Here is a 22,814-nt window from a genome sequence, read left to right on the forward strand (position 1 = left end):
ACGACCCCGAAGGGACGTCACGCGTCAGGCGTGCAGCGCCTCGTTCAGGGTCACCCCGACGCCCGCGCGGCGGGTGGCCTCGACGGCGCCGGTGAGCGAGTTGCGGCGGAACAGGATCCCGTTCTGGCCGCTCAGCTCTCCACCCTTGACGACCGGGCGGCCGCCGTCGACGAGCGGGGCCGCGTCGGCGAGCACGATCTTCGTGCCGGCCGTCACGTACAGGCCCGCCTCGACGATGCAGTCGTCGCCGAGCGAGATGCCGATGCCGGCGTTCGCGCCGAGCAGGGTGCGCGCGCCGATCGACACGCGGTGCGTGCCGCCGCCGGAGAGCGTGCCCATGATCGAGGCGCCGCCGCCGATGTCCGATCCGTCGCCGACGACGACGCCCTGCGAGATCCGCCCCTCGACCATCGAGGCGCCCAGGGTGCCCGCGTTGAAGTTCACGAAGCCCTCGTGCATGACGGTCGTGCCCGGGGCGAGGTGCGCGCCCAGGCGGACCCGCGAGGCGTCGGCGATGCGCACGCCGGCGGGCAGCACGTAGTCGGTGAGCCGGGGGAACTTGTCGACCCCGGAGACCTGGATCCCGGCGCGCTGCAGCGCGGGGCGCAGCCGCACGGCGTCGGCGGGGAGCATCGGGCCGGCACTCGTCCATGCGATGTTCGGCAGGTGGGCGAAGATGCCGTCCAGGTTCAGCTCGTTCGGGCGCACGAGCAGGTGCGACAGCGCCTGCAGGCGGAGGTACGCGTCGGCGGTCGAGGCCGGAGCCTCGTCGAGGTCGATCCGCAGCTGGACGGTCTCGACGGTGACGGCACGGCGAGGGTCCGGCCCGGCGAACGCCTCCCAGGTCGCGATCGAGGCGGCGAGGTCCCCCGCGGAGGGCTCGGAGGTGCCGATCTCCGGGAACCAGGCGTCCAGGACGGTGCCGTCGGAGGCGATGGTGGTCAGGCCGGAACCGAAGATCGTGCGGGCGTCGCTCATGCCTCCACGGTACCGAACCGGACCCCCAGGTTCCTGCGTGTGACGCGGCGCTAGGGTGGGGGCATGCCGCTCGATCTGACCGCTTCGTCCCTCGAGATCACCCGCACGATCTGCGACATCCCGAGCGTCTCCGGTGACGAGGCGACCCTCGCCGACCTCATCGAGGACGCGATGCGGTCCCTCGGCCATCTCGAGGTGATCCGCTCCGGCAACACGATCGTCGCGCGCACGGATCTGGGTCGCGCCCAGCGCGTCGTGATCGCCGGGCACATCGACACCGTGCCGATCAACGCGAACGTGCCCACCCGCGACATCGAGATCGACGGGGAGCCGTACCTCTGGGGCCGCGGGACGGTCGATATGAAGGCCGGCGTCGCCGTGCAGCTGAAGCTCGCCGCCGAGCTCGTCGAGCCCGCGGTGGACATCACCTGGATGTGGTACGACAACGAGGAGGTCGACGCCGCCCGCAACGGCCTGAAACTGCTCGCGGACAGCCGTCCCGACCTGTTCGCCGCCGACTTCGCGATCCTCGGCGAGCCCTCGAACGGCCAGGTGGAGGGCGGCTGCAACGGCACGCTGCGCGCGGTCGTGCGCACCACCGGGGTGCGTGCGCACAGCGCCAGGGCCTGGGTCGGCGAGAACGCGATCCACCGCGCGGCGCCGATCCTCGCCCGCCTTGCCGAGTACCGCCCGCGCGAGGTCCCGGTCGAGGGGCTCGTCTACCGGGAGGGCCTGAACGCGGTCCGGATCAGCGGCGGCATCGCCGGAAACGTGATCCCCGACGCCTGCGAGGTCGAGGTGAACTACCGCTTCGCGCCGAGCAAGTCCGCCGCCGACGCGGAGGAGCACGTCCGCCGCGTCTTCGACGGGTTCGCCGTCGAGATCACCGACCTGTCCGCGGGCGCCCGCCCGGGGCTCGACGCCCCGATCGCGCAGCAGTTCGTCGCCGCGGTCGGCGCCGTCCCGCAGCCGAAGTACGGGTGGACCGACGTCGCCCGGTTCTCCGCCCTGGGCATCCCCGCCGTCAACTACGGCCCGGGGGACCCGCATCTCGCGCATCACGACGAGGAGAGGGTGCCGGTCGCACAGATCGCCGACACGGAGCAGGGACTTCGTTCCTGGCTCTCCGGTGTCTGAGGCGCAGCTCAGCGCCGCGCCGCGGCGCCTCGCCCCCGCACCGCGCTGGGCGGCCAGGGCGTACGCCCGGGTGCCGGCGTGGGCCGGGATCCTCGCCGTCTACGTCGTCACCCGTCTGATCACGACGGGCCTGCTCCTCGCCGCGACCGAGGTGTCCGGCGCGCGGTCCCGGTTCGGCCCGAACGCGAGCCTCGGCTCGTTCCTCACCGGCTGGGACGCGCAGTGGTACTGGTACATCGCCGTGTACGGCTACCCGCGTGTGCTCCCGCTCGGCGCCGACGGGAACATCACGCAGAACTCGTGGGCGTTCCTGCCGGTGTACCCGTGGGTGTCGCAGGTGGTCGGCCTCCCGTTCGACAGCTGGCCTCTCGGCGCGCTCGTGGTGTCGCTGGTCTCCGGCTACCTGTGCTGTCTTGTGCTGTTCCGGATGATGCGCGGGCGGATCGGCCGGATGGCGGCGGTCTGGACGGTGGTGTTCTTCGCCGCTGGCCCCCTGGGCGCGCTGTTCCAGGTCGGCTACGCCGAGGTCCTGAACCTGCTGTTCCTGCTGCTCGCACTGGACGGGCTGGCGCGCCGAAGATACGTGCGGCTGTATCCGCTCATCCTGGTGATGGGCTTCACCCGCCCCGGCGTCCTGGCGTTCGCGATGATGCTCGGGCTCATGCTCGTGCTGCGCTGGATCAGGCGCCGGACGGATCCGCTGCGGCCGCGGGAGATCGTGCACTATCTCGCCCTGGGTGCGCTCGGGATCGTGGTCGGCTTCGCCTGGCAGGTCATCGCGGGGCTCGTCACCGGGGATCCGAACGCGTACATGGAGACCGAGCTCTCCTGGCGCGGGATCTGGATGCCCGGCGCGGGAGACGCGGCGTTCGTCCCGTTCGACGGCTGGCTGACCGCGATGCCGTACTGGGCGCGGCTGTTGGGGATCCCGGGATGGGTCGGGATCGCCGTGCTCGTCGCCGTCATCGCGCTGTTCGCCTGGGTGCTGCTGGCAGGGCGCGGCGTGCGCCGGCTCGGCCCCGAGATCCGGCTGTTCAGCGCGAGCTACGCGCTGTACCTGCTCGCGGTGTTCTTCCCGCAGTCCAGCACGCTGCGCCTGCTGCTCCCGATCAGCCCGCTGTGGGGAGCCGTCGGGTGGCGGCGGTCCTGGTGGTTCCGCGGGATCGTCCTGGTCGCCTGCATCGGGCTGCAGTGGCTGTGGATCTACAACGTGTACGGCATGGCCAACACGTTCTGGCGGGTGCCCTGACCTCGTCCTCGTCGCACGGCGGGCGCGATCGATCGCGCGGCGCGGGCCGTCCCGCGCGGTAAGCGGTGTCCCGGGACCCACTAATATGGAAGTCGTAGACCACCGAGGAAAGGGAGCACCGCGATGGCAGCGATGAAGCCGAGGACCGGCGACGGACCCATGGAGGCCGTGAAGGAGGGCCGGCTGATCATCGTGCGCGTGCCGCTCGAGGGCGGCGGGCGTCTGGTCGTCTCCGTGAACGACGCCGAGGCGAAGGAGCTTCACGACGTGCTGAGCGCCGTCGTGGCAGCGGCCTAGTTCCGTATGGTCGGTGCCCCAGGGCGCCGACACGGACACGTTCCGATCTTCGAAAGGCCCGCTTCGGCGGGCCTTTCGTCTTGTCAGTCGGCGATGCTGGTGAGCTGCAGCAGCCCCTCGCCCACGGTGGACAGGGCCGCGAGCACGGCCGGCGACTGCTGCGTCTCCTGGATGAGCGAGCGGTAGGCGACCGTCACGTCGTCGCGCTGGACCGGATCCGCCACCCTGCCGCCGCCGAGCACCCGCGGCACGAGAACGGTGCCGCCCGCGCGCACGAGGCGCAGCCCGTGCTCGACGTACTCGATCACGTTCTCGGGATCCGCGTCGACGAAGACGATGTCGTAGGCCGCCTCGTTCATGCGCGGCAGCACGTCGGCGGCGCGACCGGCGATGAAGCGGGCGCGGGTGGGGGCGATCCGGGCGTCCTGGAACGCCGAGCGCGCGGCGGCGAGGTGCTCCGGCTCGTTGTCGATCGAGGTGAGCACGGCCTTCGGGGCGCCGCGCAGCAGCCACAGCCCGGAGACGCCCGCGCCGGTGCCGATCTCGACGATCGAGCGCGCTCCGGTCGCCGCGGCGATCACCGCGGACTGTGCGCCGACGGCGGCGCTGATCGGCTGCGCGCCCAGTTCGACCGCGTGCGCACGGGCCCGGACGATCTCATCCGGTTCGACGATGGCTTCGCGCACGTACCGCGCGTTCGAATCCTGCTCGCTCACTTCGACTCCCTAGCGGTCGCTCAGTGCACCGCATGTTCTCGAACCAGCGTAGGCGTCCTCCGTGCGCGGGGAGGTCAGGCGCGGCGGTAGCCTGGAGACATGTTCTTCGGCATCACGGTCGAGAAGTTGCTGGTGATCGGCGTGATCGCCGCCCTTCTCGTCGGTCCTGAGCGTCTTCCGCGCTATGCGGAGGCTCTCGCGCGCTTCACCCGGAGCGCGGGTTCCTACCTCCGCGGCGCGAGGGACCGGATGCGCGAGGAGGTCGGTCCGGAGATCGACGAGCTGGACTGGCGCAAGCTGGACCCGCGGCAGTACGACCCGCGCCGGATCATCCGGGACGCGCTGCTGGACGACAGCCCCGCCGCACCGCGGGCGTCGTCGGCCTCGGTCCCGGCGCCGGTCGCGTCGGACGAGGCCGCCCCCGCCCCGGGGTCCGCGGCGGCGGTGCTGGCGACCGCGACGGCGATGAACGCGGCGTCCGCCGAGGCGGACGGGGCCGCGCCGAAGGGCCCGCGGGTGTTCTCCGCGGACTCGCTGCCGCCGTACGACAGCGAAGCGACCTGAGAGCCCCCGCGTCTAGCGCGGCGAGAACGGCAGCGGCCGTCCTGCGAGCCGCCGGCCCGATCCCTCGATCGCGTCGGCGAGCGCGATGATCGCGCGCGCCGCCGGGTCGGCCGGATCCGCGAGCACGATCGGGGCGCCGGCGTCGCCGCCCGTGCGCAGCGCCGGGCTCAGCGGCACCGAGGCGAGCAGCGGCACCGGATCCGCCCCGGCCGAGAGCGCGGCCGCGACCGCCTCGCCGCCGCCCGAGCCGAACAGGTCGAGCAGGGTGCCGTCGGGCAGGGCCATCGCGGCCATGTTCTCGACCACGCCGATCACCCGCTGACCGGTCTGCCGGGCGACGAGGCCGCTGCGGATCGCGACGTCCGATGCGGCCTCCTGCGGGGTGGTCACCACGAGCACCTCCGCGTGCGGCAGCAGCTGCCCGAGTGTGATCGCGATGTCTCCCGTGCCGGGCGGCATGTCGATCAGCAGGACGTCGAGATCGCCGAAGAACACGTCGGTGAGGAACTGCTGCACGGTGCGGTGCAGCATCGGGCCGCGCCAGGCGACGACGGACTCGCCCTCGCGCAGGAACATCCCGATCGAGATCGCCTTCACATCGTGCGCGACCGGCGGCAGCATGAGGTCGTCGATGCGGGTCGGCTGCGTGCCGGGCACGATCCCGAGCAGGCCGGGGATGGAGAAGCCGTGCACGTCCGCGTCGATGAGCCCGACGCGGCGGCCGCGGGCGGCCAGGGCCACGGCGAGGTTGGCGGTGATCGAGGACTTGCCGACCCCGCCCTTGCCGCTCGTGACGGCGATCACCCGGGTCAGCGAGTCGGGGCCGAACGGCATCTGCCGCGGGGCCCTGCCGTCCCTCAGCCGCTCGGTGAGCGCGCGGCGCTCGTCCGGCGTCATCACGCCGACGGACAGGTCGACCGCGTCGATCCCCGGCACGGCGGACGCCGCAGCGCGCACGTCCGCCTCGATCCGGGTCGCGGCGGGGCAGCCCACGATCGTCAGCGCGATGCCGACGTGCGCGACGGATCCGTCGACCGTGATGTCGCGGAGCATGTCGAGGTCGGCGAGCGGCCGGCGCAGCTCGGGGTCGGTGACGGCGCCGACGGCGCGGCGGACGGCATCGGCGAGATCGGCGGTCACGGCGTCGGCTCCGGATCCTCCTCGCGCAGCTCGGCGAGCAGCGCCCTGAGCTCGGTGCGCAGCACCTCGCGGGTGACGGGCTGGGTGTGCGGGGAGCCGGCGCCGCTCTCCTCGATCGCCATGCGCAGCGCCACGATCTCGCGCGCGAGGTACTCGGTGTCCGCGAGGTTGCGCTCTGCGCGCTGCCGGTCCTGCTCGATCTGCACGCGATCCCGGTCGTCCTGGCGGTTCTGCGCGAGCAGGATCAGGGGAGCGGCGTACGACGCCTGCAGCGACAGGATCAGGGTGAGCAGGGTGAAGTTCGTCGCCGCGGGGTCGAACTGCCACGCCCGGGGCAGGGCGATGTTCCACCACAGCCAGACCGTGACGAACACGGTCATGCCGATGAGGAACCCGGAGGTGCCCATCGCGCGGGCGAACGCCTCGGAGAAGCGCCCGAACGTGTCGCGAGGCGTCTGCGGGCCGCTCCGGGCGAGCATGCCGCCCCGACCCCGGGGAGCGTCCAGACCGCTGCGCCGCCGATCCGACCGCGCCATCATCCTGCCGCGCCCTTCGCGGGGGTGTTCTGCTGATCCGTGTCGTGCGAGCGCCAGTCGTCGGGCAGCAGGTAGTCGAGCACGTCGTCGACGCTGATCGCGCCGACGAGGCGGTGCGCCTGATCCACCACCGGCAGCGAGACCAGGTCGTAGCTCGCGAGCATGCGGGCGACCTCGGCCGCCGACGCCGTCACCGGCACCGGCTCGAGGGTGTCGTCGACGATCGCGCCGAGCCTCTCGTGCGGCGGGTAGCGCAGCATCCGCTGGAAGTGCACCATGCCGAGCAGGCGCCCGGTCGGGGTCTCGAACGGCGGCAGCGTCACGAACACCGCCGCGGCCAGCGCGGGGTGCAGCTCGTGCCGGCGGATCAGCGCGAGCGCCTCGGCGACGGTGGCGTCGGCGGACAGGATGATCGGCTCGGGGGTCATCAGACCGCCCGCCGTGTCGGGGCTGTACCGGAGCAGCATGCGGACGTCCTCCGCCTCCTCCGGCTCCATCAGCTCGAGCAAGTGCTCCAGGCGGCCCTGCGGCAGCTGCGCGAGCAGGTCGGCGGCGTCGTCCGGCTCCATCTGGTCGAGGATGTCGGCGGCGCGCTCGTCGCCCAGGCGATCCAGGATGTCCATCTGGTCGTCCTCGGGCATCTCCTCGAGGGCGTCGGCGAGACGCTCGTCGGGGAGCTCCTCGGCGACCTCGATGCGGCGCTGCTGGGGCAGGTCGAGCAGCGTGTTCGCGAGGTCGGCGGGGTGCATCTCGGAGAACGTCGCGACGAGCTGCTCGGCGGACTGCGCCTCGCCGGGCAGGCGCTGCTCGCGCACCTCGCTCCAGTCGGCGAACGCGGTCGGCCCCTTCGCGAACGGCGAGGCGCTCGTCTTCGGCTTGCGCAGGAACAGCTGGCCGATCGACCACTCGCCGAGCCGGTTCGGGCCGATCGCGACGTCCTCGATCACGGCTGCGCCGGATCCGTCCGCGAAGTCCACGCGGCGGCCGATGAGCTCGGCCATGATCCGCACCTCGCCGTTGCGCGGCTTGAACCGGCGCACGTTCATCAGGCCGGAGGTGATCACCTGTCCCGTGCTGATCGAGCTGACCCGCCCGATCGAGAGGAACACCTGACGCCGGCCGGGGATCTCGCACACGAGACCGATCACGCGGGGGGAGGCCGAACTTCGGTACACGACGACGACATCCCGGACTTTGCCGATCCGATCGCCGGCGGGGTCGAACACGGCGCACCCGGCCAGGCGCGCGACGAAAACCCGCTGTGTGCTCATGTTTCCAGCGTACTGTCCCGGGTGCTCCCGGTCGGGGCCCGTGACGCCGGTGTTCCCTTATCTCGGCGCGGTTTTCGGAAGGCTCCTCGGGCGGGCAGGAGGACCCCGTCGGAGGCGCATGGAAGAATGGCCGGATGAGCATGCTGAACAGTTCGGGCGGTGCCGGCGAGATCGGCGAGACCGTCGCCTCGGTCGCCGACTACGACGCCGCGCAGAAGCTCGTCTCCCAGCTGATCGCGGGGGAGGTGCCCGCCCGCGCGATCGCGATCGTCGGAGTCGGCGTGCGCACCGTGGAGCGGGTGACCGGGCGTCTGGGCTACGCGAATGCGGCGCGCTCCGGCGCGGTCAACGGCGTGCTCATCGGACTGTTCCTCTCCGCGTTCTTCGTGCTCGGCAACCCGGCGGTGCCGATCCAGGCGTTCCTCGGCGTGATCTTCGTCGGCGTCGCGATCGGCATGATCCTGAGTCTCATCGCTTACGCGATCGTGCGCCGCCGCCGCGACTACGCGAGCGTCATGCAGCTGAACGCCGAGCACTACGAGGTCACCGTGCTGGCCGCCTCCGTGGGCAAGGCGCGCCAGGTGCTCGGCCGCTCGGCCACGACATCCCCCGCCGCGCGCCCGGGCGGCGCACCGGGATTCCCCGCGCCCGCCGAGCCGCCGCGCTACGGCGAGCGGGTGGACCCCTACGGGCACACGCCGCCCACGCCGGCGCCCCCCGCCGCGCCGGCCGCGCCCGCCGCCTCGGAGGAGGAGCCGCCGCGCTTCGGCGAGCGGATCGCCCCGGAGCGCCCGCCGCTTCCGCCGGCACCGCCGGCCGCCCCGCAGCCGCCGGCCGAGTCCGAGCAGAGCGCCGCTGCGTCGGACACCCCCGAGGAGCGCCCCGAGGGCGACGGCTCCGGCCGATGACCGACGCACCGGAGCAGCGCTTCCGGATCGCGGTGCCGCTGCCCGCGGGCGAGGTCGGGGTCACCGCCGCGTTCGGCTCCGGCGGGTCCGCCGACGCCCCCGTCGTCGCGATCGCGCACGGCGCCGGGGCGGGAATGGACCACCCGTTCCTCGTCGGCTTCTCCACCGCGCTCCGCGCGGAGGGCCTGCACACCCTCCGGTTCAACTTCCCGTACGTCGAGGCGGGCCGGCGCATGCCGGGGCCCGCGGCGCACGCGATGCTCACCTGGCGCGCGGTCGTCGCGGCGGCCGGGGAGCGCTCCGGCGGAGCCGTGATCGCGTGCGGGAAGTCGTACGGCGGGCGGATGGCGTCGATGGCCGCTGCGTCCGCGGACGGATCCGCGGAGGGGCTGGACGTCGCGGGCCTCGTCTACCTCGGCTACCCCCTCCACCAGCCCGGCAAGCCGGAGAAGCCGCGCGTGGAGCACCTCCCCGCCGTGGTCCCGCCGCAGCTGTTCGTGGAGGGCACCAACGACCCGTTCGTGCAGCCGCTCGCGCAGCTCGAGGAGGCGGTGGCCGCGTGCCGGAGCGCCCGGATCGCGTGGATCGACGGCGGCGGGCACTCCTTCGAGGTGAAGGGCCGCAGGAGAGCGGCGGACGAGATCGGCGCCGCCCTGGCGCCGATCGTCGCGGAGTTCGCCGCCGCCCTCAGTTGAGCGTCAGCGTGACCTCGAGCACTTCGACGGACACGTCGCCGACCACCTGGAAGCGATGCGGCACGGCGGCCACGATGGGGCCCGCGACGTAGTCCCGCGCGGCCTGCTCGTCGTCGAAGAGGTAGACGCCGCCCACGAGACCGGTCGCCGCGTCCCGCACGTAGTACTTCTGCTGCAGCCCCGGCTGGGTATGGAAGCGCGGGAAGCTCTCCCGGCTCAGGCGCAGCAGCTCCTCCTCCGCGAGGTCGGTGGCGAACCGCATCGACACGATCCACATGATCCTCAGACCACCATCTCGCGGGCGTGGTGCTTCATGAGCTGGAAGCCGTGCGCGACCGCGCCCCCGGCCCGCAGCGCCGCCGTGATGAGGATCGTCTCGGCGAGCTCCGCCTCGCTCGCGCCCTCGGCCGTGGCCGCCGCCGTGTGCGCCTCGATGCAGTAGGCGCACTGCGTCGTGAGGGCGACGGCGAGGGCGATGAGCTCGACCTGCTTGCGCGGGATCGCCATCCCCTCCCGGCGCAGGGCCGCGTGGTCGAACGCCTGCAGCGCCGCGAAGGCCTCGGGGGCGCTGTGCCGGATCCGGCGCGCGTACTGCTTGTCGGACGGGTCGTGGTAGTGCTCGGCCATGAGGCTCCTTCGTGAGGAAGAGGGCGCCGTCGTCCGCGGGACGACGGCACCCGGGGCGGGTCAGTAGTAGACGCCGACCGCGTCGGCGGCGGCCTTCGAGTACAGCCAGGCGATCGAGGAGCGATAGCCCCAGACGTAGAACCCGGCCGTGATGACGGCGACGAGGATCGAGTCCCACGGGCCGGCGACCAGGTTCGCGCCGCCGAAGCTGCCCAGCGCCGAGGCGCCGAGGATGAACAGCATGTAGACGAAGAACCAGGCGCCCTGCAGTAGGACCTTGGTCGTGAAGATCTCCTTGTCGCGCATCTTCACGATCACCGCGATCGGCAGCGAGATCGCGAACAGCAGCACCGAGATCCAGATCTGCTGCCAGCCGGACCAGTACAGGATCAGGCCGGAGATCACGAACGAGACCGGGGCGACGACGCCCATGCCCTTCTTCATCCACGGGCGGGCGATCAGGCGCGGGTCCCGGGAGTTCACGCCGGCCGCGACGGCGATCACTGAGTAGCCGACCGCGAAGAAGAATCCGAGCGAGGCGACCAGGCCCTGCCAGGACTGGAACACGAGCAGGAAGACGATCGAGATCACGAGGTTCACGATGAGAGCGTTGTGCGGGATGCCGGTCTTCTCGTTCACGCGGATCACCCAGCGGGGCAGGATCCGGCCCTGGGCCACGCCGTAGGTGACGCGACCGTTCGTGCCGATGCCGAGCAGCAGGCTCCCCGCGGGGGAGACGACGGCGTCGACGAGCAGCAGCTGGGTGAGCCAGGCGAGATTCAGCAGGCCGGCGAGCTGGGCGAACGGCGAGTCGAAGTTGAGCCCGTGCCAGCCGCCCTTGGCGAGCAGGTCGTTCGGGATGGTCCAGATGTAGGACGACTGCAGCAGGATGTAGACCACGAAGGCGGCGGCGAAGCCGACGAAGGTGCCCAGCGGGATGTTCCGGCGCGGGTTGCGGGCCTCGCCGGCCATGACCGCGGGCGTCTGGATGCCGCCGAAGGAGTAGATGAGGCCGGCGCCGATGACCGCGGTGAGCATCCCGCCGCCGCCGTAGGGCGCGAAGCCGCCGCCGGTCTGCACGTTGGTGGCGTCGAAGCCCGAGGCGAACAGGAGCACGATCGTGATGAGCGGCACGATCAGCTTGAAGATCGTGATGACGTTGCTGATGCGGGTCATCACGAGCACGCCGAACCAGTTCAGCCCGGTGAACAGCACCAGGACGACGGCGGCGAGGACCAGGCCCAGCACGCTGAGCTTGCCGTGGTCGACGAGCGCCGGCCACCAGTTGCTCGCGTACTGCAGCAGGCCGGAGGCCTCGCTCGGGGTGCCGAAGGCGGTCTGCAGCAGCAGCACCCAGCCGATCATGATGCCGACGAACGGACCGGACAGGATCGACGGCCAGCGGGTGCTGCCGCCGGCGATCGGGCGGGTGACGCCGAGTTCGATGAAGGTGAGGCCGACGAGAGCCGTCGCGATCGCGGCGATGATCCAGGATCCGAGGGCGGCCGGTCCCGCCATGCCCGCCGCGTAGTACGAGGCGAACAGCCAGCCCGAGCCGATCATGCCCGTGAAGGTCAGTGCGGCCAGGGTGAACCATCCGATGCGGCGCTTGAAATGGCGATCCTCGTCGTCGATGATCGCGGCGGTGAGGGTGTCGGGAGGCGCCGTCGCAGGCTCCGCGGCGCTCGCCTGTGTGGGGGTGGACGTTTCCATGGGTGATCTCCCTGGTGTCGGGTGCGCGCTCGCGGCGTTGCGTGCGCGGCAGATGTCTCGGCCGAGACTTCAACATCTGATGCAATTGCGCCACGGATCTTCCCTCGTGTCAATAGGTTGTTGAGATGATTGATGGACTGTTGACAAGTTCGACGGGATCGATCATGCTCGAGGAGGGACGGCGCCGTCGCCGCGCCGGGGGACAGCTGACATCGTCCGGAGCCGCGCTCCGGGAAGAGGAGGACGCGCATGGTCGAGACACAGGGAAGAGCCGGGGCCGCCGGGATCCTGGACGCCGTGATCCGTCCCACCGTGGACGGGGAGCGCCTCATCGCGGTGTTCTCCAGCCTCGTCGAGCCGCTCGGGCGCTCGCTGCCCGCCTCGACGGAGGTGGTGCTGCACGACCTCAGCAAGCTGCCGAACTCGATCGTCGCGATCCACGGCACGGTCACCGGGCGCCAGGTCGGCGATCCCACGACGGATCTGCTGCTGAAGAAGCTGCAGGAGCTGTCCGCGGACCACGAGGTCGGCTACGAGACGCGCCTGCCCGACGGCCGCAGGATCCGCTCGTCCACGATGATCATCCGCGACGTGACGGGGCAGCCCGTCGCCGCGCTCTGCCTCAACTCCGACCTGTCGGTGTGGGAGTCGGTGCAGGACGTGATCTCCTCGATGCTGGGCGTCGCCCAGGGCGCCGGGGCCTCGGCGCCGGGCCGCCCCGTGCCGATCGAGTCGGCCCGCCCTGTGGACGACGATGAGTCCGAGATCTTCGTCACCGACGTCGATCAGCTCGCCGCGCACCTGATCCGGCGCGCCGTGTCGAAGGTCGACGCCCCGGTCGAGCTCATGCAGAAGCGGCACAAGGTCGAGGTGGTGCGCGACCTCAAGGCACGCGGCATGTTCCACCTCCGCGACGCCGTCGACATGGTCGCGGCGGCGCTCGGGGTGACCCGATTCACGATCTACAACTATCTGAACGAGATCGCGGACGAGGAGTCCGCGTCGGAGGACCGCGCTGAGGCGGGGAAGGACAAGGCATGAGCACGGCGCAGGAGCTGGACGCGATCGGCATCGACCGGATGCGGGAGATCGGCAGCGTGAAGTGGAGCGCCTTCCCGGGCACGATCGGCGCGTTCGTGGCCGAGATGGACTTCGGCGTCGCGCCCCCGATCAAGACGGCGCTGAACAAGGCCGTCGATGACGGGCTGCTCGCCTACCTGCCGTCCGCGGTCTCGACCGCGATGGCCGAGGCGTGCGCCCGCTGGCAGGACGACCGCTACGGCTGGGAGGTCCCCGTCGAGCGGATCCGTCCGGTGCCGGACGTGCTCACGGCCCTCCGTGCCACGATCGACTTCTTCACCGAGCCCGGGTCGAAGATCGTCCTGCCGACGCCCGCGTACATGCCGTTCCTCACGATCCCGGCGATGCACGACCGCGAGATCATCGAGGTCCCGATGCTGCTCGAGGACGGCCGCCACGTGTACGACCTCGAGGGCATCGACCGCGCGTTCGCGGACGGCGGCGGGCTGCTGATCCTGTGCAACCCGTACAACCCCCTCGGCCGGGTGTTCACCCGCGCCGAGCTGGAGGCGGTGTCGGAGGTCGTCGCGCGGCACGGCGGGCGGGTGTTCTCGGACGAGATCCACGCCCCGCTGGTCTTCGCCCCGCACCGGCACGTGCCGTACGCGAGCATCAGCGAGGTCGCGGCTGCGCACACGATCACCGCGGCGAGCGCCTCGAAGGCCTGGAACCTGCCCGGTCTCAAGGCGGCGCAGGTGATCCTGAGCAACGACGCGGACGCCGAGGCGTGGAAGCGGCCCGTGGTCGCGTGGGCCGAGCACGGCGCGAGCAACATGGGCGTGATCGCGGCCACCGCCGCCTTCGACGACGGCCGGGAGTGGCTCGACGAGACGCTCGAGTACCTCGACGGCAACCGTGCGCTGCTGACCGAGCTGCTCGCCGAGCACATCCCGGGCATGGGCTACACGGCGCCCGAGGGCACGTACATCGCCTGGCTGGACGCGCGGGGCCTGGGCATCGAGGGATCGCCCGCCGAGTTCTTCCGGGAGAAGGCCGGCGTCGCGCTCACCGACGGAATCGCCTGCGGCAAGGCGGGGGAGGGCTTCCTGCGGTTCATCCTCGCGACGCCCCGGCCGGTCATCGAGCAGGCCGTCCGGCAGATGGCCGCGGCGCTCGACGGCCGCTCGTGAGCGCCGGATCGCCGACGGTCGTCGCCTCGTCGGCGGATCGCCGTGCGGCGCGCGGCAATCGGATCCGGCTGATCGTCGCGCAGCTGCTCTGCGGCTGCGGCATCGCCACGGGCGTGGCGGTGGGCGGACTGCTCGCCGAGGAGCTCAGCGGGGCCATGGGCGTCGCGGGTTTCGCGCAGACCGCCTCGGTGGCCGGTGCGGGGCTCATGGCGATCCCGCTGGCGCGCCTCGCGACGCGCCGCGGTCGCCGCTGGTCGCTCACGCTCGGCTTCGCCACCGCGGCGGTGGGCGCTCTGCTGATCCTGGTCGCGGTGACGACGAAGCAGTTCTGGCTCTTCATGATCGCGATGCTGATGTTCGGCTCCGGGACCGCGACGAACCTGCAGTCCCGGTACGCGGCGATGGAGTACTCCGCGGAGGGCGCGCAGGCCCGGTCGATGTCGATCGTGCTGTGGGCGACGACGGTCGGCTCGATCGCGGGCCCGAACCTGTCGGCTCCCGGTGCGGCGCTGGGCAGGGCGCTCGGGCTGGATCCGCTCAGCGGACCGTACCTGTTCTCCCTCGTCGGATTCCTGCTGTCGGCGGCCGTCGTCTCCACGATCCGTCCCGTGCGCGGTGCCGCGGGCGCGGCCGACGAGGAGGCGCGGTCCGGGGCGCCGAGGCTCGGCACGCTCGCGGCGCTGCGGGCGGCCGTGACGTATCCCCGGGCGCTGTTCGCGATGGTCGCGATCGTGACCGGCCAGATGATGATGACCTCGGTCATGGTGATGACCCCGGTGAGCATGAACAACGAGGGCATGTCGCTCGAGTTCGTGGGCATCGTGATCAGTGTGCACATCGTCGGCATGTACGCGCTCAGCCCGGTGTTCGGCTGGCTCGCCGACCGGATCGGCGCGTTCCGCGTCGTCTGGATCGGCGTCGTGATCTTCCTGTTCGCCCTCGGGCTCGGCGCCTGGGACGCCTCGTTCGGGCACAGCTCGATGGGGCCGCTCATGGTCGCCCTCTGCCTGATCGGCCTGGGCTGGTCGGCCTGCCTGATCGGCGGATCGGCGCTGCTCGTCGCCTCCGCTCCGGTGCACGTGCGCGTGCCGCTGCAGGGCGCGAGCGACTCGATGATGAGCCTCGGCGCGGCCGTGCTCGCGGCCCTCGCCGGGCCGGTGCTGGCGCTCGGCGGCTTCGTCGCCGTGAACGCGATGGCGTTCCTCGTGCTGCTCGTGCTCGTGGGGTTCGGCGGCCGGGCCATCACGGCCGGCGCCACGATGCCCGAGAACGACGCCCCGGTCGCGGTGGGGGCCGACTCGCCCTCGGCGGTCGCGCGCGATCGCGCGGCGGGCTGAGCGCGGTCGTCGACGCCCCCTCTGAGCGCCGAGGCCCCCTCGGAGCGGCGACGCTGGGAGGGGGCCTCGACGCTGGGAGGGGGCCGATCCGAGGATCGCCGACCCCTCAGCGTGGTCGTGCCGGTGCGGTCAGGACGCGGCGCCCTGCACGCGGGCGATCCACGCCTCGACCTCGGCCGAGGTGCGCGGGATCGCGGCGGAGAGGTTGACCGGGCCGTCGGCGGTGACCAGGATGTCGTCCTCGATGCGCACGCCGATCCCGCGGTACTCCTCGGGGACCGTGACGTCGTCGATCTGGAAGTACAGACCGGGCTCGATCGTGAACACCGAGCCCTGCTCGATCAGGCCGTCGTAGTACATCTCGCGGCGGGCCTGCGCGCAGTCGTGCACGTCGATGCCCAGGTGGTGGCTCGTGCCGTGCACCATGTAGCGGCGGTGCTGCCCGCCGTTGTCGGCGTCGAGCGCCTCCTCGGCGGTCACGGGGAGCAGGCCCCACTCGGCGGTGCGGCGGGCGATGACGTCCATCGCGGCCTGGTGCACGGTGCGGAACGGCACGCCGATCTCGACGGCGGCGAAGGCGGCGTCCGCGGCCTCCACGACCGTGTCGTAGATGCGGCGCTGCACGTCGCTGAACGTGCCGTTCACCGGCAGCGTGCGGGTGATGTCGGCGGTGTAGAGGCTGTCGGCCTCGGCGCCGGCGTCGACGAGGATCAGGTCGCCCTCGACGACCGCGCCGTCGTTGCGGGTCCAGTGCAGGTAGCAGGCGTGCGGGCCGGACGCGGCGATCGTGTCGTAGCCCTCCCAGTTGCCGTCGCTGCGGGCGCGCTGGTGGAAGACGCCCTCGACGATGCGCTCGCCGCGGGGGTGCGCGATCGCGCGGGGGAGGTCGCGGATGATGTCGTCGAAGCCGTGCGCGGTGATCTCCACTGCGCGGCGCATCTCGGCGATCTCGTAGTCGTCCTTGACGAGGCGCAGCTCGGAGACGAACTGGGTGAGCTCGCCGTCCTCGTCGACGACGAGGTCGTCGGATCCGGCGGCGAACTCGTCCAGGTGCGCGGTGGCGAGGCCGAGGTCGGCGGCGACGCCGGCGAGCGCCGGGCGCGGACCGATCCAGAACTCGCCGATCGTGGCGTCGGAGTAGAACTCGCTCGTGGTGCGGTCGGCGCGCTCGCGGAAGTACAGGGTCACGTCATGCCCGTCCGCGGTGGGCTCGAAGACGAGCTTCGAGTCGGGCTCGGAGTCCGTCGCCCAGCCGGTGAGGTGCGCGAAGGCCGAATGGGCGCGGAACGGGTAGTCGGTGTCGTTGCTGCGCTGCTTGAGGGATCCGGCGGGGATCACCAGCCGCTTGCCCGGGAACGCGGCCGACACGGCGGCGCGCCGGGCGGCGGCGTACGGGGCCTGCGTACGGGCCGCGGGAAGCGACTCGGGTCGCTCCGCCCAGCCGGTGGAGATGGCGGTCAGGAAGCCCTGCGGGAAGGGCTGCCGGCGGTTCGTGTTGCCGGGGGAGCCGGCGGCGGTGCCGGTCGTGGTCTCGGACGCGGGGGCGCCGGCGTTCTGCTCGATCGTGTCGTGCTCGGAGGTCATGCCTCCATCCTCTCATCGGATCCGCATGGCTCGCCGGGCCGAGGCCTCCGCGGTGAGCGCTCGCCGCTCCGGGGCGGAGCGCATAGCCGGCACGGCTACCGTGGGGAGCATGACCGACGCCGCCCGCCCCGCCCGTTCCGTCCTGCCCTGGCCCGCGGCCGGAGGCATCGACGCGGTGCTGGTCGTCGTGTTCGCGGCGATCGGCCGCGCGAGCCACGAGCACAGCGTGGACGTGCTGGGTGTGCTGGAGACCGCCTGGCCCTTCCTCGCCGGGCTCGCCGTGGGCTGGACGGTGCTGCGCGCCTGGCGCGCCCCGACCGCGATCCTGCGCACGGGGCTGCCGCTGGTGGTGATCACGGTCGCTGTCGGGATGATCCTCCGCGTCGTCACCGGCGCGGGCACCGCGTTCGCTTTCATCATCGTCGCCACGGTGACGCTTCTCGTCTTCCTGCTCGGCTGGCGGGGGATCGCGGTCCTGATCGCCCGCTCCCGCCGCTGAGACGTGAGAGGGCCCGGGACCGCCGCGCAGGCGATCCCGGGCCCCTTTCGCCGAGGCCGGGCTCAGCTCACTGGACGGCCTTGAGCGCGTCCACGATGCCGTAGCCGTAGTAGCTGTTCAGCTCGGTCGTGCCCACGCACGCCGGGCCCCTGTTCAGCTGCGGCGCCGAGCACGGCGTCTTGGTGGCGTCGGCGCGCAGCTTCTCCACCATCTGGGCGGGGGTCAGCTCGGGGTGCGCGGACTTCATCAGCGCCAGCACGCCGGCGACGTGCGGGGAGGCCATCGAGGTGCCGCTCTTCAGCCCGTACTTGGCGTTCGGGATCGTCGACAGGATCCGGTATCCGGGCGCGGCGACGTCGATGTGGCCGAGGCCGCGGTTCGAGAAGTACGCCAGCTGTCCGGTCTGGGTGATGGCCGACACGGTGACGACACCGGGGACCTGTGCCGGGATGTCCTTGCAGCCCTCGTTGATCGTGCGGACCGTCGGCGCAGGCGCGTCGTTCGGGCTGCCCGCATCCGTCGTGTTCATCGTGAAGTCGATGCCGGAGTTGCCCGCGGCGGCGGCGCTCACGACGCCCTTGCCGCTGGACCAGTTCACGGCGCGGGCGATGGCCTCGCGCACGGCGGCCTGGTCGGGCTGGTCGTCGCACCAGAACTCGAACGGGTCGATGTAGTAGCTGTTGTTCGTCACGTCCATGCCGCGGTTCGCCGCCCACATGAAGCCGCAGATCGCGTACTCGGGGTAGATGAAGCCGTCGTCGTTCACGACCTTGACCGAGGCCAGGCGCACGTTCGGCGCAACCCCCACGATGCCGACACCGTTGCGCGCGGCTGCGATCGTGCCCGCGACGTGCGTGCCGTGGTCCGACGTGGTCGGGTACCAGCCGCCCTCGGCCTGATCGGGGCGTCCGCCGGCGGTGCAGTTGACGGAGTCGGCGACGTCGATGTTCGCCTTCAGATCGGGGTGGTTCGGGTCGATGCCCGAGTCCAGCACGCCGACGAGCACGGCGCGGCTGCCGTCCGTGATCCGGTTCGCCTGGTCGGAGTGGATCAGCGTCATGTCCCACTGCTCGGACTCGCGGGCGTCGGTGCCGTCGGCCGGGACCGGCGTGGTGGGCTCGTCGCCGTTGACGGGCTTGTTCTTGCCCTGGTTCCAGCCGGACGATCCGGGGCCCCACGGCGCCTGGGCGCCGGTGACCTTGTCCTTGACCTCGGCGGTGCGGGTCGCGCCGACCGAGGCGACGACGTTCCTGCCGGTGACCTTGATCGTGTCGCGGAACGCGGCCCGGTCGGACTGCGCGATCACGACGCCGATCTCCGGCCAGCTCTGCACGACGACGCCGCCGGCGTCCGTGACGGCCTTCTCTGCCTTGCGGGTCTGGCCCGGGTTGGCCTGGCCCGTGTTGACGACGTAGCTCATCACGGTGCCGTCCGGCGGCGTGACGGGAACCGGGGTCGAGGCCTCGGACGTCGCGGCGTTGGCGCTGACGGTTCCGGCCAGGATCATTCCCAGCGCTGCGACAGTGCAGACGACCGGGCGGAGCGACCGATGACGGGTTAGCAACCTCATGGGTGAGGGTCCTCTCGTGCGGGAAGAGGCCGGCTCTTGGCCGGCTCGGGCGAATGCCCTCCCTCGTTTCTAGTGCCCGTTCCCAGCTATTTCAATGGTTGCTGATAGGTCGCATTCAGGTTATGGGTGGCGTCCGTGTGCTCCCGTCGCTATCGGGCGATGCGCTCCAGCTGGGTCACCAGCGCCCGGTGGTCGCTTCCGCCCGGGCCCGACGGGAGGACCTCGGATCCGGTCGCGCGCCACTGCGCGGTCGCCATGACGTGGTCGATCGGCGCGCCCACGAGCGAGGTCACCGAGCTCGGCCAGGTGCCGAGCCCGCCCGACCCGGAGCGCGACGCGGCGTCGCGGCAGGCGCCCATGTCGCCGCCGTCGGTGCCGAGGCCGGCCATGTGGTCGAGGGTCGCGTTGAAGTCGCCGGCGAGGATCACGTTCCTGCCCGCGGGGCACTGGTCGGCGACCCAGCGCAGATCCTGCGCCCAGCCGGCCATGGCGTCCTGACGCGGTGCGACCGTGTGCACGGCCACCACGGTCGGGCCCTTGCCGTCCACCGGCATGACGACGGCGCTGGGCACGGATCCGGTGTTGCTCGTCCCGTCCGCCGACGAATCGATCACGGAGTAGTCGCCCAGGGAGGGGGAGATCAGCACGGTGGTCTGCCAGGAGTCCGGGCCGCGCTTCACGTCGGGGCGGAACTGCACGTGGTGCACCCACATCGGATGCCCGGCGGCACGCAGCCGCAGCGCGATGTCCTCGCCGGCGGACTCGGTGGTCTCCGGAAGGGCGACGATGTCGGCCTTCTGCGTCACGACGGTCTTCGCGATGTCTGCGGCGGACACGGCCTCGCCCGCCGTGTTCCAGGCCAGCACCCGCACGCTCGTCGGCGTCTTCTCGGGCAGCGCACTCGGGTCGAGTCCGCGCAGCGCGCCGATCGCCGCGGAGGCGCCGCCGCCGATCAGCGCGACGATGATGAGCGACGCCGCGAATCCGCGCAGCGGGCGGGCGGGCGCGAGCAGCAGGCCGAGGACCACGATCGCCGCGAAGGCGATGACGAGGACCCCGCGCGAGGCGACCACCTGGGTGATCGGGAAGGTCTGCTCGAGGTGGAAGAACTGGGGCCACGTCACGATCGCGGTGGCGATCGCGAAGAGCACGGTGATCAGGATTCCGAACAGGCGAAGCATCGCTTTCGAGCCTAGGCGAGCGGATCTGGGAGCCTTCTGGTGCCCGCCTCGGGATCCGCCGAACGGATCATGAGGATCGACGGGATCCGTTGCTGCCGGCGTCGGCCGGAGGGATCGCTACGCTCGGAGGATGACCGTCGATGCCGATCCGACCGCGCGCCCGTCCCTGTTCCACGGGCCGATCGACCTGCATCTGCACTCGAACCGCTCGGACGGCACCGAGGATCCGGCGGCCGTCGTCGAGCGCGCCCGGCACGAGGGCGTGCGCACGCTCGCGCTGACCGACCACGACACGACCGCGGGATGGGCCGAGGCCGCGGCCGCGGCGACCGCGCACGGGCTGACCTTCATCCCCGGGATGGAGCTCTCCTCGAAGGACGGCTGGCGAAGCGTCCACGTGCTCGCGTACCTGTTCGACCCGGACGACGCCGACCTCGACGCCGAGACCGCCCGGATCCGCGACGACCGGATCGGCCGCGCCGAGCGCATCGTGCGCAACATCGGCCGGGACTACCCGCTGCGCTGGGAGCACGTGCTCGCGGAGACCTCGGGGGACGCCACGGTCGGCCGCCCGCACATCGCCGACGCCCTCGTCACCCGGGGGATCGTGCGGGACCGCGGCGAGGCGTTCGCGACGATCCTGCACCCGCGCGAGGGGTACTACGAGGCGCACTACGCGCCGGATCCGCTCACCGCGGTCGAACTCGTCGTCGGCGCGGGCGGGGTGCCGGTGATCGCGCACCCGGCCGGGCGCGAGCGGATGACCGACCAGACCCTGCGCCGGCTCATCGACGCCGGGCTCGGCGGCCTCGAACTCGACCACCGCGAGAACACCGCAGACGGGAAGGCCTGGCTGCGCCGCATCGCGGCCGAGCACGATCTCATCGTGACCGGATCCAGCGACTACCACGGCGCGGGCAAGCCGAACGTCCCGGGGGAGAACACGACGGCCCCGGAGATGCTGCAGCGCATCATCGACCGCGGGTCGGGTTCGTCCCCGGTCTATCCAGTCGGGGGCTGAGACGAGAAGGGACCGACCCTGCGACAGGATCGGTCCCCTCAGCGCTGTCCGGCGTCGATCAGGCCCCGGTCTGCGGGGCGCCGCCGCTCGCGGCACCGCCGGCCGGACGGCGGCGACGACGACGGCGCTGCGCGGCGGGACGGCCGTCGTGGTGCTCCGCGCCCTGGCCGTCGTGCGTGCCGGCGCCGTCGGTGCTGCGGTCGGCCTCGGGGGCCGCGGCCGCCTTGCCGGCGGGAGCCTCCGCACCCTCGGCGAACGTGGATCCGATGCCGTTCTCGGCACGACGACGGCGACGGCGGCGACGGGTGCCGGCCTCGGCCGTGCCCTCGGCGGCCGCGTCCGCGGCGCGCTGGGGCTCGCGCGGCTTGCGCGCCGGCTTCTCCGACACGGGGGCGGTGACCAGGCGGCCCTTGGTGCCGGCCGGGATGTTCAGGTCCTCGTAGAGGTGCGGGCTCGACGAGTAGGTCTCCACCGGCTCGGGCTGGCCGAACTCGAGGGCGCGGTTGATGAGGGCCCACTTGTGCAGGTCCTCCCAGTCCACGAACGTGACCGCGATGCCGGTGCGGCCCGCGCGGCCGGTGCGGCCGGCGCGGTGCAGGTACGTCTTGTCCTCGTCCGGGATCGTGTGGTTGATCACGTGCGTGACGTCGTCGACGTCGATGCCGCGGGCGGCGACGTCGGTCGCCACGAGCACGTCCCGCTTGCCCGCCTTGAACGCGGCCATCGAGCGCTCGCGCTGATCCTGGCCCATGTCCCCGTGCACGCCGCCGACGTTGAAGCCGCGGTCGCCCAGCTCGTCGACGAGGCGCTGCGCGGCGCGCTTGGTGCGCGTGAAGATGACGGTCTTGCCGCGGCCCTCGGCCTGCAGGATGCGGGCGATGACCTCGTCCTTGTCCAGCGAGTGCGCGCGGTAGACGAGGTGGCGGATGTTCGCCTGGGTGAGGCCCTCGTCGGGGTCGTTCGCGCGGATGTGGATCGGGTTGCTCATGAACCGCCGCGCGAGGGCCACGATCGGGCCGGGCATGGTCGCCGAGAACAGCTGGGTGTGCCGCATGGCCGGGACCTTCGAGAAGATCTTCTCGATGTCGGCGAGGAAGCCGAGGTCGAGCATCTTGTCGGCCTCGTCGAGCACCACCTCGGCGGCGTTCGACAGGTCGAGCAGGCGCTGGTTCGCGAGGTCGATGAGGCGACCGGGGGTGCCGACGACGATCTGCGCGCCGGCCTTCAGCTGCTCGATCTGGCCCTCGTACGCCTTGCCGCCGTAGATCGCGACCACGCTGGTGGAGCGGCCGGAGGTGAGCAGGTCGATGTCCTCGTAGACCTGCACGGCGAGCTCGCGCGTGGGCACCACGATGAGCGCCTTGACGCCCGGCTCCGGGTCGAGGCCGAGGCGCTGCACCACGGGGATGCCGAAGCCGAAGGTCTTGCCGGTGCCCGTCTTCGCCTGGCCGATGATGTCCTGGCCCGGAAGGCCGAGGGGGATGGTCTGCTCCTGGATCGGGAAGGCGTCGACGATGCCCTTCGCCGCGAGGGCGTCCACGATGTCCTGATCGATGCCGAGATCGGCGAAAGTCGTCACAG

General features: G+C 72.0%; 23 protein-coding genes. 11 read left to right on the top strand and 12 right to left on the bottom strand.

Going from position 1 to position 22,814, the window contains the following annotated elements; genetic code table 11:
- Nucleotides 1-24: 24 nt before the first annotated feature.
- A complete protein-coding gene (gene dapD, locus RBR11_RS08755; protein ID WP_308488942.1) occupies nt 25-978 on the bottom strand; it encodes a 2,3,4,5-tetrahydropyridine-2,6-dicarboxylate N-succinyltransferase in 954 nt (317 codons plus the stop codon).
- A gap of 63 nt (nt 979-1,041) precedes the next feature.
- Here dapD and dapE point away from each other — a divergent pair, with 63 nt between their 5' ends.
- The 3 genes from dapE to RBR11_RS08770 all read left to right on the top strand — a co-directional run bounded on the left by dapE (nt 1,042) and on the right by RBR11_RS08770 (nt 3,661).
- Nucleotides 1,042-2,115 (top strand): succinyl-diaminopimelate desuccinylase, encoded by a 1,074-nt coding sequence (gene dapE / locus RBR11_RS08760; protein WP_308488943.1) that lies wholly within the window; start codon nt 1,042-1,044, stop codon nt 2,113-2,115.
- A complete protein-coding gene (locus tag RBR11_RS08765) occupies nt 2,108-3,364 on the top strand; it encodes a hypothetical protein (RefSeq protein ID WP_308488944.1) in 1,257 nt (418 codons plus the stop codon). Before dapE ends, RBR11_RS08765 begins: the two co-directional genes overlap by 8 nt.
- A 123-nt stretch (nt 3,365-3,487) precedes the next feature.
- Entirely contained in the window at nt 3,488-3,661 is a 174-nt protein-coding gene (locus RBR11_RS08770) for a DUF3117 domain-containing protein (RefSeq protein WP_295013107.1), read from the top strand.
- Between the two features lie 83 nt (nt 3,662-3,744).
- Here RBR11_RS08770 and RBR11_RS08775 read toward each other — a convergent pair whose 3' ends face one another.
- Nucleotides 3,745-4,377, bottom strand: a complete 633-nt coding sequence (locus RBR11_RS08775; protein ID WP_308488945.1) for an O-methyltransferase — start codon at nt 4,375-4,377, stop codon at nt 3,745-3,747.
- 99 nt (nt 4,378-4,476) lie between these two features.
- On the opposite strand from RBR11_RS08775, the gene RBR11_RS08780 reads away from it, so the two are divergent.
- Nucleotides 4,477-4,941, top strand: coding sequence for a twin-arginine translocase TatA/TatE family subunit (locus RBR11_RS08780; RefSeq protein WP_308488946.1), 465 nt, complete (start codon nt 4,477-4,479; stop codon nt 4,939-4,941).
- A gap of 12 nt (nt 4,942-4,953) precedes the next feature.
- Here RBR11_RS08780 and RBR11_RS08785 read toward each other — a convergent pair whose 3' ends face one another.
- Genes RBR11_RS08785 through RBR11_RS08795 form a run of 3 tightly spaced genes read right to left on the bottom strand, consistent with a single transcriptional unit; the run spans nt 4,954 to nt 7,888 of the window.
- The gene (locus RBR11_RS08785) at nt 4,954-6,081 is read right to left on the bottom strand and encodes an Mrp/NBP35 family ATP-binding protein (RefSeq protein WP_308488947.1); all 1,128 of its coding nucleotides are present in this window, start codon (nt 6,079-6,081) and stop codon (nt 4,954-4,956) included.
- Complete coding sequence (locus tag RBR11_RS08790) at nt 6,078-6,617, bottom strand: DUF1003 domain-containing protein (protein WP_308489099.1); 540 nt, start codon at nt 6,615-6,617, stop codon at nt 6,078-6,080. The genes RBR11_RS08785 and RBR11_RS08790 overlap by 4 nt, the downstream gene beginning before the upstream one ends.
- Nucleotides 6,617-7,888: a magnesium transporter gene (locus tag RBR11_RS08795; protein ID WP_308488948.1), complete on the bottom strand. Its 1,272-nt coding sequence runs from the start codon at nt 7,886-7,888 to the stop codon at nt 6,617-6,619. Before RBR11_RS08795 ends, RBR11_RS08790 begins: the two co-directional genes overlap by 1 nt.
- A gap of 134 nt (nt 7,889-8,022) precedes the next feature.
- Here RBR11_RS08795 and RBR11_RS08800 point away from each other — a divergent pair, with 134 nt between their 5' ends.
- Together RBR11_RS08800 and RBR11_RS08805 are read left to right on the top strand one after the other, a co-directional pair.
- Nucleotides 8,023-8,796, top strand: a complete 774-nt coding sequence (locus RBR11_RS08800) for a YflT domain-containing protein (RefSeq protein WP_308488949.1) — start codon at nt 8,023-8,025, stop codon at nt 8,794-8,796.
- Nucleotides 8,793-9,491: an alpha/beta hydrolase family protein gene (locus RBR11_RS08805; protein WP_308488950.1), complete on the top strand. Its 699-nt coding sequence runs from the start codon at nt 8,793-8,795 to the stop codon at nt 9,489-9,491. Before RBR11_RS08800 ends, RBR11_RS08805 begins: the two co-directional genes overlap by 4 nt.
- Here the strand turns inward: RBR11_RS08805 and RBR11_RS08810 are convergent.
- Genes RBR11_RS08810 through RBR11_RS08820 form a run of 3 tightly spaced genes read right to left on the bottom strand, consistent with a single transcriptional unit; the run spans nt 9,484 to nt 11,831 of the window.
- Nucleotides 9,484-9,753, bottom strand: a complete 270-nt coding sequence (locus tag RBR11_RS08810) for a YdhR family protein (protein WP_308488951.1) — start codon at nt 9,751-9,753, stop codon at nt 9,484-9,486. The genes RBR11_RS08805 and RBR11_RS08810 overlap by 8 nt on opposite strands.
- A gap of 20 nt (nt 9,754-9,773) precedes the next feature.
- Nucleotides 9,774-10,118 (bottom strand): carboxymuconolactone decarboxylase family protein, encoded by a 345-nt coding sequence (locus tag RBR11_RS08815; RefSeq protein ID WP_308488952.1) that lies wholly within the window; start codon nt 10,116-10,118, stop codon nt 9,774-9,776.
- A gap of 60 nt (nt 10,119-10,178) precedes the next feature.
- On the bottom strand, nt 10,179-11,831 hold the full coding sequence (locus RBR11_RS08820) for an APC family permease (RefSeq protein ID WP_308488953.1): 1,653 nt from the start codon (nt 11,829-11,831) through the stop codon (nt 10,179-10,181).
- Nucleotides 11,832-12,080: 249 nt separating this feature from the next.
- Here RBR11_RS08820 and RBR11_RS08825 point away from each other — a divergent pair, with 249 nt between their 5' ends.
- From RBR11_RS08825 to RBR11_RS08835, 3 genes are read left to right on the top strand one after another with little or no spacing between them, the layout of a single operon-like run.
- Nucleotides 12,081-12,872 (top strand): helix-turn-helix transcriptional regulator, encoded by a 792-nt coding sequence (locus RBR11_RS08825; RefSeq protein ID WP_308488954.1) that lies wholly within the window; start codon nt 12,081-12,083, stop codon nt 12,870-12,872.
- Complete coding sequence (locus tag RBR11_RS08830; RefSeq protein ID WP_308488955.1) at nt 12,869-14,041, top strand: MalY/PatB family protein; 1,173 nt, start codon at nt 12,869-12,871, stop codon at nt 14,039-14,041. The genes RBR11_RS08825 and RBR11_RS08830 overlap by 4 nt, the downstream gene beginning before the upstream one ends.
- Nucleotides 14,038-15,378, top strand: a complete 1,341-nt coding sequence (locus tag RBR11_RS08835; protein WP_308488956.1) for an MFS transporter — start codon at nt 14,038-14,040, stop codon at nt 15,376-15,378. Before RBR11_RS08830 ends, RBR11_RS08835 begins: the two co-directional genes overlap by 4 nt.
- Before the next feature lie 129 nt (nt 15,379-15,507).
- Here RBR11_RS08835 and RBR11_RS08840 read toward each other — a convergent pair whose 3' ends face one another.
- Nucleotides 15,508-16,962, bottom strand: a complete 1,455-nt coding sequence (locus RBR11_RS08840; protein WP_308488957.1) for an aminopeptidase P family protein — start codon at nt 16,960-16,962, stop codon at nt 15,508-15,510.
- A gap of 109 nt (nt 16,963-17,071) precedes the next feature.
- Between RBR11_RS08840 and RBR11_RS08845 the strand changes: the two genes are divergently transcribed.
- A complete protein-coding gene (locus RBR11_RS08845; protein ID WP_308488958.1) occupies nt 17,072-17,461 on the top strand; it encodes a DUF3054 domain-containing protein in 390 nt (129 codons plus the stop codon).
- 67 nt (nt 17,462-17,528) lie between these two features.
- On the opposite strand, the gene RBR11_RS08850 is transcribed toward RBR11_RS08845, so the two are convergent.
- Entirely contained in the window at nt 17,529-18,968 is a 1,440-nt protein-coding gene (locus RBR11_RS08850) for a S8 family serine peptidase (RefSeq protein ID WP_308488959.1), read from the bottom strand.
- A gap of 212 nt (nt 18,969-19,180) precedes the next feature.
- Nucleotides 19,181-20,212 (bottom strand): endonuclease/exonuclease/phosphatase family protein, encoded by a 1,032-nt coding sequence (locus RBR11_RS08855; RefSeq protein WP_308488960.1) that lies wholly within the window; start codon nt 20,210-20,212, stop codon nt 19,181-19,183.
- Between the two features lie 130 nt (nt 20,213-20,342).
- Between RBR11_RS08855 and RBR11_RS08860 the strand changes: the two genes are divergently transcribed.
- Nucleotides 20,343-21,233, top strand: a complete 891-nt coding sequence (locus RBR11_RS08860; protein ID WP_308488961.1) for a PHP domain-containing protein — start codon at nt 20,343-20,345, stop codon at nt 21,231-21,233.
- Nucleotides 21,234-21,291: 58 nt separating this feature from the next.
- Here RBR11_RS08860 and RBR11_RS08865 read toward each other — a convergent pair whose 3' ends face one another.
- On the bottom strand, nt 21,292-22,812 hold the full coding sequence (locus RBR11_RS08865; protein ID WP_308488962.1) for a DEAD/DEAH box helicase: 1,521 nt from the start codon (nt 22,810-22,812) through the stop codon (nt 21,292-21,294).
- Between the last annotated feature and the right edge of the window lie 2 nt (nt 22,813-22,814).

Source organism: Microbacterium capsulatum (assembly GCF_030865425.1).
In the GTDB taxonomy this organism is placed as follows: Bacteria; Actinomycetota; Actinomycetes; order Actinomycetales; family Microbacteriaceae; genus Microbacterium; species Microbacterium capsulatum.